The following is a 16275-nucleotide window of genomic DNA, read 5'->3' on the forward strand; positions in this document are numbered from 1 at the left end:
CCCGACAAGAAAACGGACAGGCACAATGGCTACCGAAATCCGCGTTCCCACTCTCGGCGAATCCGTCAGCGAGGCGACCATCGGCAAATGGTTCAAGAAGGTCGGCGATGCCATTGCCGTCGACGAGCCCTTGGTTGAACTCGAAACCGACAAGGTTACGGTGGAGGTGCCCGCTGCGGCCGCCGGCACGCTGGGCGAAATCGTTGCCAAGGAAGGCGAGACGGTCGCTGTCGGTGCTTTGCTGGGCTCGATTTCGGCAGGTGGCGCCGCTGCCCCAGCGACCAAGCCGCAGGCGGTGTCGCAGGCCTCCTCGCCGGATGCGGCGACGACCACCAAGCAGGCTGCGGCCGAGACCGCCAAGATCGCCGGCGATGCCGGCGCGGTCGAGCCGCGCAGCATGCCGCCGGCGCCGGCGGCGGCAAAACTGCTGGCCGAGAACAATCTCGCGGTCGACCAGCTTTCGGGTTCCGGCAAGCGCGGCCAGGTGCTGAAGGGCGACGTCCTCGACGCCATCTCCAAGGGCGCGCCATCGCAACCGGCCGAGACGCCGAAGGCTGCTCCTGCGCCGATTGCTGTGCGTGCGCCATCCTCGGGTGACGACGCCTCGCGCGAAGAGCGCGTGCGCATGACCAAGCTGCGCCAGACCATTGCGCGCCGGCTCAAGGAAGCGCAGTCGACCGCCGCCATGCTGACCACCTTCAACGAGGTCGACATGTCGGCGGTGATGGCGCTCAGGACCAAATACAAGGACGTGTTCGAGAAGAAGCACGGCGTGAAGCTCGGCTTCATGGGCTTCTTCACCAAGGCCGTCACCCACGCGCTGAAGGAAATCCCGGCGGTCAATGCCGAGATCGACGGCACCGACATCATCTACAAGAACTTTGCCCATGTCGGCGTCGCCGTCGGCACCGAGAAGGGCCTCGTCGTGCCGGTCGTGCGCGATGCCGACCAGATGTCCATCGCCGAGATCGAGAAGGAGATCGGCCGGCTGGGCATTGCCGCGCGTGACGGCAAGCTGTCGGTCGCCGACATGCAGGGCGGCACGTTCACGATTTCCAATGGCGGCGTCTATGGCTCGCTGATGTCGACGCCAATCCTCAATGCGCCGCAATCGGGCATCCTGGGCATGCACAAGATCCAGGACCGGCCTGTCGTGGCCGGCGGCCAGATCGTCATCCGGCCGATGATGTATCTGGCGCTCAGCTACGATCACCGCATCGTCGACGGCAAGGAAGCGGTGACCTTCCTGGTGCGCGTCAAGGAGAGCTTGGAGGATCCGGAACGGCTGGTGCTCGATCTCTAGGGGTTGGCTCGGTGGCTGAGTCTGTCGAGCCAATCGACCTGTTCGAGCTTGTAATGACAGGCCGGGCAGGGCCGATCGAACTCGGTAAAAGCAGCCGCGAAGCGGTTCGAGCCTTGATCGACCCGGAGGATATGCGGGCGGACAATCATTATCGCTACGGAGACAGCGATTCGGCGTGGTGCATCTATGGCGCGAATTGCGAGTTCTTCTTCAGCCCCGATTTTCGCTTGCGGTCGATTAGCATCGAACCTGTCTTTGGAAGATTGCAATCGGGTGGAATGACGCCCACCTGGTACGGTGATCTGGACGTCGATGTGGGGGAGCATCCGATTACTTTTGCGGGCAGAAAGCCGATAGAGGTACATACCTTGCCCAAGGCTCTGCGGTTCCTGAACGAAAGCGAATTCAAGTGGACAATCGGCGGTGGTCGAGAGCGCGACGTTTATATTGAACTGGCGGAGAGTTCCCGCATCTTAACCCTCAAATACGAGGTGAACACCGTTCCGGTCGACAGGGATAAAAACGTTGCGTTCGAGATAGACTATTTTCTCTCGACCGTCTTCATCCTCGATCAAGCTGTTCAAGGCGGATAGCGGTGACCATCCGTTCTTTCTTGTCCGCAAGCCTGTCGACCGCATCGATAGCGGTCGGGGTAGCGATGATCCCAGTCATCGCCCATGCCGCCTGCCCGATCGAACTCGCCGTCTATGGCGACGCACAAAGCGGCAGTGAGATCGATTTTACGCCGACCGGGACCTCGGCTGTTGTCACCAACAGCTTCCGCATGATCCTCGACAACAACGTGGTGCTGAACGGCATTGTGATGTGGAGCTCGGGTGAAGCCCGGCCGAACGGCTCCTTGATGTATAAATGCCCTGAGGGCGACGTCACTGGCGGCGAGCTTGCCGCCTGCACGCTGTGGAACGGTGTGATCTATACGTCGGATGACAATGGCGCGATCGGGCTGTTGCCGGCGCAAGGCGTCGATGCGCCGAAGACACTGATCCTTCCCGACCTCGGGCCGTCATTGCGGCATTCGCTGGCCTTTGGCGGCACTGGATTTTCGAAAGTGCCGGCGGATGTGTTTACGCTGAAGGGATGCCAGGAATGAACGAGGCGCAAAGAGTGCTGCTGGTCACCGGCGGCAGCCGCGGCATCGGCGCCGCCGTCTGCCGGCTCGGGGCGAAGGCTGGTTATCGGCTGGCAATCAACTATGCCTCGAACCAGGCTGCCGCCGACGCGCTGGTCGGCGGCATCAAGGCCGCTGGCGGGGATGCGTTTGCGGTCAAGGGCGATGTCGGCAGCGAGGCCGATATCCTGGCCATCTTCGACGCGGTGGATCGCACCTGGGGCCGGCTCGACGCTTTCGTCAACAATGCCGGCATCGTCGACGCCAAGGCGCGCGTCGACGAGATGAGCGCGGCGCGGCTCGAACGCATGATGCGCATCAATGTCGTCGGTTCCATCCTGTGCGCCCGCGAGGCGGTCAAGCGCATGTCGACGCGCCATGGTGGCAAGGGCGGAGCGATCGTCAACATCTCGTCGGCCGCGGCAGTGCTGGGTGCGCCGGACAATTATGTCGACTATGCCGCCTCCAAGGGCGCCATCGACACGTTCACCATCGGGCTTGCCCGCGAGGTGGCAACGGAAGGCATTCGCGTCAACGCGGTGCGGCCGGGCATCATCGACACCGACATCCACGCCTCCGGCGGACAGCCGGACCGGGTGGCGCTGCTCCAGGACACGCTGCCGATGAAAAGAGCCGGCACCGCGGATGAAGTCGCCGGCGCGGTCCTCTATCTTCTATCCGACGCCGCGTCCTACACGACGGGCGCGATCCTGAATGTCAGCGGCGGCCGCTGAACCCCAATCGAGAAGGACAGTATCATGGCTTATAACGTCGTTATCATCGGATCGGGACCCGGCGGCTATGTCTGCGCCATCAAGGCGGCACAGCTTGGGCTGAAGGTGGCGGTGGTCGAGAAGAACGCCACCTTCGGCGGCACCTGCCTCAACATCGGCTGCATTCCGTCCAAGGCGCTGCTTTATGCCTCTGAGATGTTCGCTGAGGCCGGCCATTCCTTCGACACGCTCGGCGTCGAGATCGCGGCACCCAAGCTCAACCTCAAGAAGATGATGGCGCACAAGGATGCGACGGTGTCGTCCAACGTCAACGGCGTCGCCTTCCTGTTCAAGAAGAACAAGATCGACAGTTTTCGTGGCACCGGCAAGGTGCTTGCGGCCGGCAAGGTGTCGGTGACGGGCGAAGACGGCAAGGTCGAGGAGATCGAGACCAAGAACATCGTCATCGCCACCGGTTCCGATGTCGCCGGCATTCCCGGCGTCAAGGTCGATATCGACGAGAAGGTGATTGTTTCTTCGACCGGCGCGCTGTCGCTGGACAAGGTTCCCGGCCATCTGGTGGTGGTCGGCGGCGGCGTCATCGGGCTCGAGCTCGGCTCGGTCTGGGCGCGGCTCGGCGCCAAGGTCACCGTCGTCGAGTTCCTCGACACCATCCTCGGCGGCATGGACGGCGAGGTCTCAAAACAGTTCCAGCGGCTGCTCTCCAAGCAGGGCTTCGAGTTCAAGCTCGGCGCCAAGGTGACCGGCGTCGCCAAGACCAAGAAGGGCGCCAGCGTCACCTTCGAGCCGGTGAAGGGTGGTGCGGCTGAAACCATCGCTGCCGATGTCGTGCTGATCGCCACCGGCCGCCGCGCCTATTCCGACACGCTCGGGTTGAAGGAAGCAGGCGTCGAGGTCGACGAGCGCGGCCGGGTCAAGACTGACGCTCATCTCAGGACCAATTTGCCTGGCATCTATGCCATCGGCGACGTCATCGCCGGACCGATGCTGGCGCACAAGGCCGAGGACGAGGGCGTGGCGGTCGCCGAAACCATCGCCGGCCAGGCCGGCCATGTGAATTACGATGTCATTCCGAGCGTCGTCTACACCAGCCCCGAAATAGCCTCCGTCGGCAAGACCGAGGAAGAGCTGAAGAAGGCCGGCATCGACTACAAGGTCGGCAAATTCCCGTTCAGCGCCAATGGCCGGGCACGCGCCATGCTGCACACGGACGGTTTCGTGAAGATCCTCGCCGACAAGCAAACCGACCGCGTGCTCGGCGTGCACATCGTCGGCTTCGGCGCCGGCGAGATGATCCATGAGTCGGCGGTGCTGATGGAGTTCGGCGGCTCGTCCGAAGACCTCGCCCGCACCACCCACGCGCATCCGACGATGTCGGAGGCGGTGAAGGAAGCGGCGCTGGCCACATTCTTCAAGCCGATCCACATCTAAAGGCCCATTATAAACTCTACTCCGGAGGCCATCTGGCGCGACTTTCTGCGCTTCCGGTGCTCTCGGACTTGAATGTCCGCTCCGCTCCGGTTCTCGAAAGCCACGCCAGCTGACTCACCGGAGCGAGTTTCTAAAGGGCCTTTCGGGCGCCATCGCCCCAAACAAAACGGCCCGCCTTTCAGCGGGCCGTTCGTATTCGATGTCGCGCCGATCAGTTGGCAGGAGCCGGTGCTGGCGCGGGAGCCGGAGCAGGCGCAGGTGCCGGAGCAGGCGCGGGAGCCGGAGCGGGCGCAGGCGCGGGTGCCGGAGCGGGCGCAGGTGTGGCTGGCTTCATCGGTTCTGCCGGCGCGGGCGCCGGAGCCGGTGTGCTGGCCGCTGGCGGCTCGGCGGGTGCCGGATGTTCGCCGCTTCTGCCGAAAACGTAATACGCGACAATCGCCAGGATAACGACGACCAGCGCAATCAGCCAGGGGCTGCCGCCACCGCCGCTTGGCCTGTCGTTTGATGGATTTGCCATAAAGTGCCCTCCGTGGATTAAAATGATCAATCAACAGCCATCAACGCGCAAGCGTTGAATGGGTTTCACGCTAGGGAAGGAAAACGCCGAAAACGCGGCGTTGGGCCTCCCACTGCCATCCGACTCAATTGACGGCGGCGACAGTATAGCCGGCTTTACGGAAATCCTCGACCAGTCCCTCGCCGGACAGGCGTCGTTTCGCCACGCAGCAAGCCAAACCAACCGATGCTATCGTTGGTTGTGAGGGAGTTGCCGGTATGACGCCCACTGCACAGACTTTTCCCAATGCCGAAGGCCCACTTGCCGGCGCTCAGTTCGCCGACCGATACGTTCTGACAACCGATGGTCTTGCCCTGACCGCCATTGGCGCCGCCGAACGTGTCCTGGGGCGGTCACCGCGATGGGTCGGCTGGCTTACGCAGCTGCGCAATCTCGCCGTGAGGCCATTTGGCCTGAAAGCGGGGGCGGAACCCGACGCGCCGCCGGAAAGCAGGATCGGCATCTTTCCGCTCATCAGCCAGGCACAAGGCAGAGCCGTCCTTGGCCTGGACGACCGGCATCTCGATTTCCGCATTCTGGTGGAGGTGAACGACCTCGGCGCGGGCCGGCAGGAGGTGGCTGTGTCGACGATCGTGAAGACGCACAATCTGTTTGGGCGGACGTATCTTGCCATCATCATGCCGTTTCACCGGATCATCGCTCCGGCAATGGTGGCTCAGGTGTTGATCAAATAGGGGTTAAAGCCCCACTGCCGTGACAGTGTAGCCGGCCTTGCGGAAATCCTCGACCAGTCCCTGCGGACCGGGAAGGTGCAGGGCGCCGACCGCCATGAAGGCATTGCCCTTCGCCAGGATCGGCTCAGCATGATCGACCATCACCTTGTTGCGGCTGGTGATCATGGTTTCCTCGAAGGCCGCATAGCCGGCGGGATCGTTCTGCTCCTCGGGCATGGCGGCGCGGAACAGCGGCCAGAACATGCCGGTGTCGCCGCGCTGGTAGAGTATGATCATCGTCTCGTTGATGTCGTTGACCTTGTCGCCCAGCTTCAACGTGTCGACCAGGCCCTTCATGTGAAAGGCGAGCGGCAGGGAGGCCATGGCGCGCAACTGGCTTTCGGCCGTTTCCAATCCTTCCACCGGCTTGCCGGCGGCCTTGGCACTTTCGGCCAGCTTGACGTCGAGCACCGGCGCGCCGCCCGACTGGCGGGCGAGTTCGCAAGCCGGCAGCGCCATCATCGCCGACAGCATCCACGGCTTCATCTTGGCGACCGTTGCCGGCGGAATGCCGCGCGCGTCGAGTGCTGCACTCATCGCCGCCGCTTCGTCCGGCGTCAGCAAGGACGACAGCGTCGTGGAGTCCGTGAACATCATCAGGTCCGGCTCTTTCAGCATCGCCGTCATCATCTTCTGCTTGTCGAGCACATCGGTGGTTTCGATGATGAGGGTGCCGGCGGCGTCAAAGGCCTTCTGTGCGTCCGGCGTCAGCGTGGTGACGCGGGGATCGGTCATGTGCATGGTGCCGAACAGGTAGGATGGCTGTTCGCCTGATTTTTCCAGCTTCCACAACAGGCCCTTGCCATTGAGCGTAGCAGCGGCCTCCGCCTCGATCTTGCTGTAGGTGGCGGGGTTGCTCTTCTGCAGGGCCGACAGCATGTCGGCGCCGCTGCAGGTCGGGACTTCCGCATGCGCCCTGCCGGCCGCGAACAAAAGGACGGCAAGGAACGACAGGAAAAACAGCACGTTGAGGGCGACAAGCAGCTTCAGCGACAGGGAAGCTGCACGGTCGGCGATGGCGATGACACGTTTCATGATCCTATTCCTAGGACCGAAAAGCGGCAAAACGGTTAATTGGTACCGCGAAATTGAAGGCTTCACGCCCTCGGATGCGCCGATTCGTAGATTTCGAGCAGCCTGGCGGTGTCGACGCCGGTGTAGATCTGCGTCGTCGACAGGCTGGCGTGGCCAAGCAATTCCTGGATGGTGCGCAAATCGCCGCCACGGCCTAGCAGATGCGTGGCGAAGGAATGGCGCAGCGCGTGCGGTGTCGCGGTATCGGGCAGGTTGAGCGTCGAGCGCAGCTTGGCCATGTCGCGCTGGATGATGGCTGGGTTGAGCGGGCCGCCGCGCGCGCCGCGAAACAACAGGCCCTTCGGATCGAGATGATAGGGGCAGAGCCGGCGGTATGCGGCGATTGCCCGCAACGCCCCGGGCAACACCGGCACCAGCCGCGTTTTGCCGCCCTTGCCGGTGACGCGCAGCACCGTGTCGGTCTCAGACGCCAGATCGGCGCCGGCGAGGCCAAGCGCCTCGGAAATGCGCAGGCCGGAGCCGTAGAGCAGCGTCAGCACGGCAGCATTGCGGGCCGCGATCCAGGGCTCTTCCGCCAGTTGGCCTTCCACCGACACGACATGTTTGGCGTCGCTCGCCGTCAGCGGTTTGGGCAGGGATTTCGGCTGGCGCGGCGCGCGAAGCGCTGCGGCACCCGCAGCATTGGCAAGACCGCGCCGCTCGAGAAAACGCAGCAGCGAGCGGATGCCGGCCAGCCCGCGGCCAAGCGTGCGGGCGCCGGCGCCGGCGTTGCGGCGCGCGGCGAGAAAGCCGCGGAGATCGGCGGGGCGTAGATTGGCGATGTCGGAAATGCCGGGCGAGCCGCCGCAATGGGCGGTGAGGAAATGCAGGAACTGGCGCGTGTCGCGCTCATAGGCTTCGACGGTTGCGGGCGACAGCCGGCGCTCCCGCGCCAGCATCTTCAGCCAGCTTTCGCGCGCCGCCTGGAGATCGGGTTTCGCCGGGATGAGGAATTCCTGCATGGCGGCATTTTGGGGTATTCGGGTTAGGAAGCGGTGAAGAGCCCGTCATTGAAATGACAAGGGGCGATCATTGAAATGACGCCGGGCTGGGGTTAGAGCAGGCCAAAGGAAATTTCGCCATGAGCAAGCTCCAAAACCCCGTCCAGATGGCCGTGATCGGCGCCGCCCACGGCATCAAGGGCGAACTCAGGGTGAAAACCTTCACCGGCGAGCCGCTGGCGCTGGCCGACTATGGGCCACTTTATGCCAGGGATGGGCGCGCCTTCCAGATCATCGATATCCGTCCCGCCAACACGGTTGTCGTGGTGCGCTTCAAAGGCATTGCTGACCGAAACGCCGCCGAGGCGCTCGCCGGCACCGAACTGTTCGTCGACCGCTCGATGCTGCCGGACGATGGCGAGGAGGATGAATTCTACCATGCCGACCTGGTCGGACTGGAGGTTCGGGACGATACGGGTGCCGCGCTCGGCAAAGTCGTCGCCGTGCATAATTTCGGCGGCGGCGACATTCTCGATGTGACGCTTGCCCGCCGCAAGGGCGTGCTGATCCCGTTCACGCAGGCCGCCGTGCCTGATGTGTCGATCGCCGAGGGCTTTGTCCGCGTCGACCCGGTGGCGGCCGGACTGGTCGAGGACGGGGATGGCGCCGCGCCGCGCGACGAGGATTTCGACCCGAAGGGCAGGCCGCGCGGACCGCGCGACGCCGGGGGCAACCGTTGAGTTTCTCGGCTAGCGTGCTGACGCTCTATCCCGAGATGTTTCCGGGCGCGCTCGGCCTGTCGCTGGCGGGCCGCGCGCTCGAGGCCGGCACATGGTCGCTGGAAGCGATCCAGATCCGCGATTTCGCCACCGACAAGCACCGCACCGTCGACGACACGCCGGCCGGCGGCGGCGCCGGCATGGTGATGCGTGCCGATGTGCTGGCCAAGGCGATCGACCACGCCTCGCCGCCGGGCGACGCGCGTCCGCGCCTGCTGATGAGCCCGCGTGGCAAGCCGCTGACGCAGGCGCGTGTGCGCGAGCTCGCCGCCGGGCCGGGCGCCGTCATTCTGTGCGGACGTTTCGAGGGCGTCGACCAGCGGGTGATCGACGCGCGGGGATTAGAGGAAGTCTCGATCGGCGATTTTATTCTCTCGGGCGGCGAGCCGGCGGCGCTTGTGCTGCTCGACGCGGTGGTGCGGCTGCTGCCCGGCGTAATGGGCAATGCGGTGTCCGGCGAGGAAGAGAGCTTTGAAAACGGCCTGCTCGAACATCCGCACTACACACGGCCGCAGGAGTTCGAGGGCCTGGAGATTCCGGAAGTGCTGATCTCCGGCAATCACAAGAAGATCGCGGCCTGGCGGCGCGCGGAGTCCGAGAAGCTGACCAAAGAGCGGCGGCCGGACCTGCTCGATGATCAGCCCTTGGTGAAGTAGTAAAAAGCCAGAAACAGGCCGACGGCGATGACGAAGCCGCGCACAACGTTTTGCGGTACGCGCTTGGCGATCCACACCCCGGCATAGCCGCCGAGCGCACCGCCCGGGATCATGATGATCGCCTGCGGCCAGGCGACGACGCCGCCGGAGACGAAGACGATGATGGCGACAGCCGCAATGACCACGGCCAGCATGTTCTTCAGCGCGTTCAGCCGGTGGTAGTCGCCGGCCTGTGTCAGGCCGAGCGTCGCCAGCATCATCACGCCCGTGCCGGCGCCGAAGAAGCCGCCATAGATGGCGGTGACGAACTGTGCCAGCGAACCGACGAATGAGCCGACAGCCGCTTCCTGCCCGGGCTTTGGCGTTGGCTTCAGCCATGGCGCGGCGGCAAACAGGGCGGTCGCGGCCAACAGCAGCCACGGCACTAGGACGCGGAACGACGGGTTCTCGAGCGCCAGCAAGATCAGCGCACCGGCCAGCGCACCGATTGCCGAGATCAGGCAGAGCAGTAAGGCGCCGCGCCAGAAATGCCTGATGTCGTCCCAATAGGCCAACGTCGAGGTGATATAGCCGGGGAATTGCGTGACCGACGAAGTCGCGTTGGCGACGATCGGCGGTACGCCGACCAATGTCATGGCGCCGAAGGTGATGAAGGTGCCGCCGCCGGCGACCGCGTTGGCGGCGCCGGACAGAAAGCCTGCCAGGAACAGCAGGATGGCGTCGAAAACAGACATGCAATGCCGCCACGGAAAACTGTGTTATGTCAGGCTTAGAGAGCCCCGGGGAGCGGCGCAACCCGGCACGAAGCGATTGCGACGGTGCCATGCCGGCAAAAAAGACTCGTGCCAAGGCGTGACAAAGCGCTGAAATAGCTGTATGTGCCCGCCCGTACCGGACAGAAGAATCTGCCGGACCCGTCAACAATGACGGTGTAGTCGCCCCTGTCCGATGTCTCAGAGACAAAAATGTCTAGAGACAAAGGACATAGCCGAGCGGTCAATGGAACTGCAAGGCGAGTGTCGGACGCTCTGACTGTCGGAAGAACAAGAAGTGGATTATTGAGATGGATCTCATCCGTCAGCTCGAGGCCGAGCAGGCCGCCAAGATCGAAGCCAAGCGCAAGCTTCCCGAATTCCAGCCCGGCGACACCGTGCGCGTCCAGGTCCGCGTGACCGAAGGCACCCGCACCCGCGTCCAGGCCTATGAGGGCGTCGTCATCGCCCGCGCCGGTTCCGGCTTCCAGGAAAATTTCACCGTCCGCAAGATCTCCTACGGCGAAGGCGTCGAGCGCGTGTTCCCGGTCTACTCGCCGATGGTCGAAGGCGTCGAGATCGTGCGTCGCGGCAAGGTGCGTCGCGCCAAGCTCTATTACCTGCGCGATCGTCGCGGCAAGTCGGCCCGTATTTCGGAAAACACCGGCGTGCGCGCCCGCAAACTCAATGATGAGGAGCGCGATGCGCTGAACGCCGAGAAGGCCCGCATCGAGGCCGAGAAGGTCGCCGCTGCCCAGGCGCTCGCCGCCGAGACGGCTGCCAAGGAAGCCGCCGAGAAGAAGGCCGCCGCCGAGGCTGAGGCTGCCAAGGCCGCTGAAGCGACCCCGGCCGAATAAGATTTCGGAAATCTCTTTTGAAAAGGCGGCTTCGGCCGCCTTTTTTCGTTTCACCGGACTGTGAACGGTTTCAGCCACGGAAACGAGATCAGGGTGTTGACGGCATATTATCTTGTGTACTAAATAATCGCGTACAATATAATTGGAGATTTGATATGGCACTCTACATCACACAGGCTCACGTGACCGGCGGCCGCGCCGGCCATGGCGAGACCAGCGACGGTCTGCTCAAGGTCGATCTGGCGATGCCCAAGGAACTCGGCGGGCCTGGGGGCGCCACCAATCCCGAGCAGCTTTTCGCCATCGGTTACGCCGCCTGCTTCGAAAGCGCGGTCCGCTTCATCGCGCGCAAACAGAAGCTGCCGCTCACGGATGCCGGGATAACCTCGACCGTCAGCCTGCTTCCCAATGGCGAGGGCTTCAAACTCGGCGTCGCGCTTGCCGTGGAAACGAAAGGCCTTGATCAGGCGGCGGCGGAAGCGCTTGTATCGGCAGCGCATCAGGTTTGCCCTTATTCCAATGCCATCAGGGGCAATATCGAGGTGGAGCTTTCGGTAAAGGCGGCATGACGGGAAAGACCACAAAGAGCACCAGCGACGTCCCGGCGGGGGGCGCCGGGACGATAAGGGTCCCTCGGCTCGACCAGCAGCTGTGCTTCGCGCTGTATTCGGCGAGCGGGCTGATGACGAAGCTCTACCGGCCCCTGCTCGATCCGCTTGGCCTGACTTATCCGCAATATCTGGCCATGCTGGCACTATGGGAGCACGCGCCGAGCACGGTGGGCGCGCTTGGCGAAGCGCTTGGCCTGGATTCCGCGACGCTGACGCCGTTGCTCAAGCGGATGGAGGCGGGCGGCCTCGTTACTCGCCGCCGCGATGCGGTGGACGAGCGCCGGGTGATGGTCGAGCCGACGGCCAAGGGCCAGGCGCTGCGCGCGCGAATCAAGGATGTGTCCTCAGCCCTTGCCTGCAGCGTGCCGCTGGAGCCCGGCGAAGCGAAAGCGCTGCACGCGACGCTAACCAATCTTGTCGCAGGTCTGCGCAACGCCGTAACGGAAGACCCGGCGGCGGACGCGGAAGCGTTGGTTTCCGGCTCGACATAACCACATCATCCCGAAATCCCTGAATTCAGGGCATCCGAATCCCTTTTCGCGTGCGATGACGCAGCGGAGCGTCTTGCATGACGCATGCGGAAAGCTAAAGTCGGCGCCGGATTTTCCAGTAAGCCCGGCCAATGTCCGGGCACTTTCAATTTTCGGGAGTGTGTCATGACCAAGTCGAAACTACTGCTGGCCGGCCTGTTGGCCCTCGTGCTGGCGCCCGTCGCCGCGTGGGCGGCCGATGCGCTGCCCGATCTCGCCGGCAAGAAGGTGGTGGTGGTCACCGAAAACGCCTATCCGCCGCTGCAGTTCATCGATCCCAAGACGGGAAAACAGATCGGCTGGGAATATGACGCGATGAACGAGATCGCCAAGCGGCTGAATTTCAAGGTCGAGTACCAGAACACCTCCTGGGACGCGATGATCCAGGCGGTTTCCGACAATCAGTACAACATCGGCATGACCGGCATCACCATCAAGGACGACCGCAAGCAGAAGGTCGACTTCTCCGACCCCTATATGCGTTCCGAGCAGTTCATGCTGGTGCGCGGCGACGAAAACCGCTTCACCGATGCCAAGACCTTCGGCGCCTTCAAGGACGGGTTGATCGGCGCGCAGCCCGGCACGACGCCGTTCTACACCGCCGTCTACAGCGTGCTCGACGGCAATGAGCAAAACCCGCGCATCAAGCTGTTCGAGACGTTTGGCGCCACGGTGCAGGCGCTGAAGTCCGGCGATGTCGACGTCGTACTGACCGACGGTACCGCCGGCAAGGGCTATGTCGATGCTTCCGAGCGCAAGCTGAAGCTGATCGGCGGCCCGCTCGGCACCGAGGATTTTGGCTTCATCTTCCCGAAAGGATCGGACCTGGTGAAGCCGGTCAACGCGGCGATCGCGACACTGAAGGCGGATGGGACGCTGGATGCGCTGAACAAGAAGTGGTTTCTTGATTACAAGATGGGGCAGTAGGGCGATCCTGGTGCGGACGGGGGGTGCCTTGGCGCGATCCTTTTGATGCGGGCCTCCTCCCCCAAATCCGACTTCCCCTGGTGGCTTGCCGTTGCCGCTGCCCTGGCGCTGGTCGCGGCCTTGTCTATCGCCACCAGCGATCTCTATGCCCAGGTCTTCGCCACTGTCGCCAAGGGCATCGGCGTCACCGTCTTTGTCACCGTGGTGGCTTTCGCGCTGGCGTCGATCATCGGTCTCGGCATTGCGCTGATGGGCCTGTCCGGCTCGCCCTGGCTGCGCCAGGTCGCCCGCTTCTACGTCGAGATCATCCGCGGCGTGCCGATCCTGGTGCTGCTGTTCTGGATCGCGTTTGCCGGCGCGCCCGCCTTCGTCGCGGCCTGGAACGCGCTGACCGCGCCGCTGCAAAGTGCGGGCTATCTCGGCGAGTTGTTGGTGCGCGACGTGTCACTGTTGTGGCGCGCCATCATTGCATTGACGATCGGCTACTCGGCCTTCATCTCCGAGGTTTTCCGGGCCGGCATCCAGGCGGTCGAGAAGGGACAGATCGAGGCGGCCAAGGCGCTCGGGCTGAGCCGCTCGCAGCGCTTCCGGCTGATCGTCTTTCCACAGGCGATCCGCACCATACTGCCGCCGCTCGGCAATGATTTTGTCGCCCTGGTCAAAGATTCCTCGCTGGTCTCGGTGCTCGGCGTCGCCGACATCACTCAGATGGGCAAGGTCTATGCCGCCGGCTCGTTTCGCTTCTTCGAGACCTATTCGATAACGGCCTATATCTATCTCATCTTGACCGTCAGCCTGTCGCTGGCGCTTAGGGCGCTGGAACGGCGGCTGAGAAACCAGCATCAGGAATAGTTTTCCAGCAGAGACGGCGCTACGATCCCCGGCATATCTCGTTGAGGAGGTTTCATGATCGTCGACAAGGCCAATGCGGCACTGGATTCCGTCTATGGCGCCGACACGCCGGAAACGCTGGCGCAGGCCTATGCCGCATGGGCCGCGACCTATGACAGCGAGACCGCCTCGCTCGGCTATTTGCTGCCGTTCCTGATCACCGCCTGGGTAGCGCGCCATGTTCCCGTCGGCGAAGGGCCGCTGCTCGACGCCGGCTGCGGCACCGGCCTGTCGGGGCCGTCGCTGAAGGCGCTCGGCTATGGCGACATTGCCGGGCTGGATCTTTCGGACGACATGCTCAAGATCGCTGGCAGCCGCAATGCCTATAGCGAGCTGAAACAGGCGATGCTCGGCGGGCCGCTGCCATGGCCGGACGGCCATTTCCGCGCCTTCTTCTCGACCGGCGTCTTCACCATCAGCCACGCGCCGGCGTCGGGCCTGCACGAACTGGTGCGCATCACCGGGAAAGGCGGCCGCGCCATCTTTACCGTGCGCGACCAAGTGTTCGAGAGCGGCGGCTTTCAGGGCGTTTTTGATGAGCTGGAGCAGGTGGGCAAATGGCGGCTCGTCGAACAGAGCCCGTGGTTCCGCTGCTACGCGATCGCCGAGCCCGACGCACTGGTGAAGACGTTTGTGTTCGAGGTGATATGAGCGGCGCCATCTTCCCTTCTCCCCTGGGGGACAAGGGGAAGTCGCACCGCCACGCCGCAATTGCCGAAAAGCCAAAACATTGGTATGAGCCACGCCATGGAAGAGCTTTTTGGCGATCCGGCCTATAAGGGTTTCGTGCTGCAGGACAGAAAACGCCTGCCGTCGCGCTTTTCCGCGCGCGTCAGCGGTGCGCTGACCAGCCGACTTAGCTAGGCCGACCCGTCCAGGTCGTTCGCCGGCCGGAGATTGCGGGCTTCTGCTCTTACCCATTCTCATATCGACGGATTTACGCACATGAGCGCACCGCGCACCCTCTACGACAAGATATTCGACGACCATGTCGTCGACCGCCAGGACGACGGCACCTGCCTGCTCTACATCGACCGCCACCTCGTCCATGAAGTGACCAGCCCGCAGGCCTTCGAAGGCCTGCGCCTGAGCGGCCGAAAAGTCCGGCATCCGGAAAAGACGCTCGCCGTGGTCGATCACAATGTCTCGACCTCGCCCGAGCGCAAGTTCGGCATCAAGAACGAGGAAAGCCGCATCCAGGTCGAGGCGCTGGCCAAGAACGCCAAGGATTTCGGCGTCGAATATTATTCCGAGAACGATATCCGCCAGGGCATCGTCCACATCATCGGCCCGGAGCAGGGCTTTACCTTGCCCGGCATGACCATCGTCTGCGGCGACAGCCACACCTCGACCCACGGTGCGTTCGGCGCGCTGGCGCACGGCATCGGCACATCCGAGGTCGAGCATGTGCTGGCGACGCAAACGCTAATCCAGCGCAAGGCCAAGAACATGCTGGTGCGCGTCGACGGCCAGTTGCCGGAAGGCGTCACCGCCAAGGACATCATCCTGGCCATCATCGGCGAGATCGGCACCGCCGGCGGCACCGGCTATGTCATCGAATATGCCGGCGAGGCGATCCGTGCGCTGTCGATGGAAGGCCGCATGACGATCTGCAACATGTCGATCGAGGGCGGCGCGCGCGCCGGCCTGATCGCCGCCGACGAGACCACCTTCGCCTATGTCAAGGACAAGCCGCGTGCGCCGAAGGGCGCGGCCTGGGATGCGGCGCTCGAATACTGGAAGACGCTGCAGTCCGACGAAGGCGCGCATTTCGACAAGGTGATCGTGCTCGACGCGGCGAAACTGCCGCCGATCGTCTCCTGGGGCTCCTCGCCCGAGGATGTCGTCTCGGTGCAAGGCATCGTGCCGAACCCGGACGACATCACCGACGAGAACAAGCGGACCTCCAAGCAGCGCGCGCTTGACTATATGGGCCTGACGCCGGGAACCAAGATCACCGACATCGCGCTCGACCGCGTCTTCATCGGCTCCTGCACCAATGGCCGCATCGAGGATCTTCGCGCCGCCGCCAAGGTGATCGAGGGCAGAAAAGTCAATCCGCGCGTCAACGCCATGATCGTGCCGGGCTCGGGCCTGGTCAAGGAACAGGCGGAAGCCGAGGGGCTGGACAAGATCTTCCTCGCCGCCGGTTTCGACTGGCGCGAGCCGGGCTGCTCGATGTGTCTCGCCATGAACGACGACCGGCTTAAGCCGCATGAACGCTGCGCCTCGACCTCGAACCGCAATTTCGAGGGACGGCAAGGCTTCAAGGGCCGCACCCATCTGGTGTCGCCGGCGATGGCGGCGGCGGCGGCGATCGCCGGCCATTTCGTCGACATCCGCGACTGGAAATAACGTCCGGTCCACGCG

18 protein-coding genes are annotated in these 16275 nt (G+C 63.7%); 15 read left to right on the forward strand and 3 right to left on the reverse strand.

All coding sequences use genetic code 11. The features are described from left to right. Window positions 1-25: 25 nt before the first annotated feature. The 6 genes from odhB (at window position 26) to HGP13_RS04800 (ending at window position 5848) form a co-directional block, all read left to right on the forward strand. Window positions 26-1303, forward strand: coding sequence for a 2-oxoglutarate dehydrogenase complex dihydrolipoyllysine-residue succinyltransferase (odhB, locus tag HGP13_RS04770; RefSeq protein ID WP_172222202.1), 1278 nt, complete (start codon window positions 26-28; stop codon window positions 1301-1303). Between the two features lie 11 nt (window positions 1304-1314). Then, entirely contained in the window at window positions 1315-1896 is a 582-nt protein-coding gene (locus HGP13_RS04775; RefSeq protein WP_172222204.1) for a hypothetical protein, read from the forward strand. A 65-nt stretch (window positions 1897-1961) separates the two neighbouring features. Beyond that, on the forward strand, window positions 1962-2414 hold the full coding sequence (locus HGP13_RS04780; protein WP_246707426.1) for a hypothetical protein: 453 nt from the start codon (window positions 1962-1964) through the stop codon (window positions 2412-2414). Next, a complete protein-coding gene (locus tag HGP13_RS04785) occupies window positions 2411-3166 on the forward strand; it encodes an SDR family oxidoreductase (protein ID WP_172222208.1) in 756 nt (251 codons plus the stop codon). The genes HGP13_RS04780 and HGP13_RS04785 overlap by 4 nt, the downstream gene beginning before the upstream one ends. Window positions 3167-3190: 24 nt before the next feature. After that, window positions 3191-4597, forward strand: a complete 1407-nt coding sequence (gene lpdA, locus HGP13_RS04790) for a dihydrolipoyl dehydrogenase (protein ID WP_172222210.1) — start codon at window positions 3191-3193, stop codon at window positions 4595-4597. Between the two features lie 774 nt (window positions 4598-5371). Beyond that, complete coding sequence (locus HGP13_RS04800; RefSeq protein WP_172222212.1) at window positions 5372-5848, forward strand: DUF2867 domain-containing protein; 477 nt, start codon at window positions 5372-5374, stop codon at window positions 5846-5848. 3 nt (window positions 5849-5851) lie between these two features. On the opposite strand, the gene HGP13_RS04805 is transcribed toward HGP13_RS04800, so the two are convergent. Both HGP13_RS04805 and HGP13_RS04810 read right to left on the reverse strand, forming a co-directional pair. Continuing rightward, window positions 5852-6922, reverse strand: coding sequence for a TraB/GumN family protein (locus HGP13_RS04805; protein WP_172222214.1), 1071 nt, complete (start codon window positions 6920-6922; stop codon window positions 5852-5854). A 62-nt stretch (window positions 6923-6984) separates the two neighbouring features. Then, window positions 6985-7923, reverse strand: a complete 939-nt coding sequence (locus HGP13_RS04810) for a tyrosine recombinase XerC (RefSeq protein ID WP_172222216.1) — start codon at window positions 7921-7923, stop codon at window positions 6985-6987. A 119-nt stretch (window positions 7924-8042) separates the two neighbouring features. On the opposite strand from HGP13_RS04810, the gene rimM reads away from it, so the two are divergent. Both rimM and trmD read left to right on the forward strand, forming a co-directional pair. Then, window positions 8043-8642, forward strand: a complete 600-nt coding sequence (gene rimM / locus HGP13_RS04815; protein ID WP_172222218.1) for a ribosome maturation factor RimM — start codon at window positions 8043-8045, stop codon at window positions 8640-8642. Next, entirely contained in the window at window positions 8639-9337 is a 699-nt protein-coding gene (trmD, locus tag HGP13_RS04820) for a tRNA (guanosine(37)-N1)-methyltransferase TrmD (RefSeq protein ID WP_172222220.1), read from the forward strand. Before rimM ends, trmD begins: the two co-directional genes overlap by 4 nt. Here the strand turns inward: trmD and HGP13_RS04825 are convergent. Further along, window positions 9319-10071: a sulfite exporter TauE/SafE family protein gene (locus tag HGP13_RS04825; protein ID WP_172222222.1), complete on the reverse strand. Its 753-nt coding sequence runs from the start codon at window positions 10069-10071 to the stop codon at window positions 9319-9321. The two genes, trmD and HGP13_RS04825, sit on opposite strands and share 19 nt — an antisense overlap. Before the next feature lie 329 nt (window positions 10072-10400). On the opposite strand from HGP13_RS04825, the gene rplS reads away from it, so the two are divergent. The 7 genes from rplS (at window position 10401) to leuC (ending at window position 16260) form a co-directional block, all read left to right on the forward strand. Then, window positions 10401-10946 (forward strand): 50S ribosomal protein L19, encoded by a 546-nt coding sequence (gene rplS / locus HGP13_RS04830; RefSeq protein ID WP_027055127.1) that lies wholly within the window; start codon window positions 10401-10403, stop codon window positions 10944-10946. 155 nt (window positions 10947-11101) lie between these two features. Next, complete coding sequence (locus HGP13_RS04835; RefSeq protein ID WP_172222224.1) at window positions 11102-11515, forward strand: organic hydroperoxide resistance protein; 414 nt, start codon at window positions 11102-11104, stop codon at window positions 11513-11515. Beyond that, window positions 11512-12048 (forward strand): MarR family winged helix-turn-helix transcriptional regulator, encoded by a 537-nt coding sequence (locus HGP13_RS04840; protein WP_172222227.1) that lies wholly within the window; start codon window positions 11512-11514, stop codon window positions 12046-12048. The genes HGP13_RS04835 and HGP13_RS04840 overlap by 4 nt, the downstream gene beginning before the upstream one ends. A gap of 165 nt (window positions 12049-12213) precedes the next feature. Beyond that, entirely contained in the window at window positions 12214-13014 is an 801-nt protein-coding gene (locus tag HGP13_RS04845; RefSeq protein WP_172222230.1) for a transporter substrate-binding domain-containing protein, read from the forward strand. Window positions 13015-13059: 45 nt separating this feature from the next. Next, entirely contained in the window at window positions 13060-13866 is an 807-nt protein-coding gene (locus tag HGP13_RS04850) for an amino acid ABC transporter permease (protein ID WP_172222232.1), read from the forward strand. 54 nt (window positions 13867-13920) lie between these two features. Next, window positions 13921-14556, forward strand: a complete 636-nt coding sequence (locus HGP13_RS04855; RefSeq protein WP_172222235.1) for a class I SAM-dependent methyltransferase — start codon at window positions 13921-13923, stop codon at window positions 14554-14556. Window positions 14557-14850: 294 nt separating this feature from the next. Then, the gene (gene leuC, locus HGP13_RS04860) at window positions 14851-16260 is read left to right on the forward strand and encodes a 3-isopropylmalate dehydratase large subunit (protein ID WP_172222238.1); all 1410 of its coding nucleotides are present in this window, start codon (window positions 14851-14853) and stop codon (window positions 16258-16260) included. The last annotated feature ends 15 nt before the right edge of the window (window positions 16261-16275 follow it).

It is taken from the genome of Mesorhizobium sp. NZP2077 (genome assembly GCF_013170805.1).
Lineage (GTDB): Bacteria > Pseudomonadota > Alphaproteobacteria > Rhizobiales > Rhizobiaceae > Mesorhizobium.

Bases quoted from the DNA above. Each gene is read 5' to 3' on its own strand.
- odhB (WP_172222202.1), top strand. From the start codon at position 26: ATGGCTACCGAAATCCGCGTTCCCACTCTCGGCGAATCCGTCAGCGAG.
- HGP13_RS04780 (WP_246707426.1), top strand. From the start codon at position 1,962: ATGATCCCAGTCATCGCCCATGCCGCCTGCCCGATCGAACTCGCCGTC.
- HGP13_RS04785 (WP_172222208.1), top strand. From the start codon at position 2,411: ATGAACGAGGCGCAAAGAGTGCTGCTGGTCACCGGCGGCAGCCGCGGC.
- lpdA (WP_172222210.1), top strand. From the start codon at position 3,191: ATGGCTTATAACGTCGTTATCATCGGATCGGGACCCGGCGGCTATGTC.
- HGP13_RS04800 (WP_172222212.1), top strand. From the start codon at position 5,372: ATGACGCCCACTGCACAGACTTTTCCCAATGCCGAAGGCCCACTTGCC.
- HGP13_RS04805 (WP_172222214.1), bottom strand. From the start codon at position 6,922: ATGAAACGTGTCATCGCCATCGCCGACCGTGCAGCTTCCCTGTCGCTG.
- HGP13_RS04810 (WP_172222216.1), bottom strand. From the start codon at position 7,923: ATGCAGGAATTCCTCATCCCGGCGAAACCCGATCTCCAGGCGGCGCGC.
- rimM (WP_172222218.1), top strand. From the start codon at position 8,043: ATGAGCAAGCTCCAAAACCCCGTCCAGATGGCCGTGATCGGCGCCGCC.
- HGP13_RS04825 (WP_172222222.1), bottom strand. From the start codon at position 10,071: ATGTCTGTTTTCGACGCCATCCTGCTGTTCCTGGCAGGCTTTCTGTCC.
- rplS (WP_027055127.1), top strand. From the start codon at position 10,401: ATGGATCTCATCCGTCAGCTCGAGGCCGAGCAGGCCGCCAAGATCGAA.
- HGP13_RS04835 (WP_172222224.1), top strand. From the start codon at position 11,102: ATGGCACTCTACATCACACAGGCTCACGTGACCGGCGGCCGCGCCGGC.
- HGP13_RS04840 (WP_172222227.1), top strand. From the start codon at position 11,512: ATGACGGGAAAGACCACAAAGAGCACCAGCGACGTCCCGGCGGGGGGC.
- HGP13_RS04845 (WP_172222230.1), top strand. From the start codon at position 12,214: ATGACCAAGTCGAAACTACTGCTGGCCGGCCTGTTGGCCCTCGTGCTG.
- HGP13_RS04850 (WP_172222232.1), top strand. From the start codon at position 13,060: ATGCGGGCCTCCTCCCCCAAATCCGACTTCCCCTGGTGGCTTGCCGTT.
- HGP13_RS04855 (WP_172222235.1), top strand. From the start codon at position 13,921: ATGATCGTCGACAAGGCCAATGCGGCACTGGATTCCGTCTATGGCGCC.
- leuC (WP_172222238.1), top strand. From the start codon at position 14,851: ATGAGCGCACCGCGCACCCTCTACGACAAGATATTCGACGACCATGTC.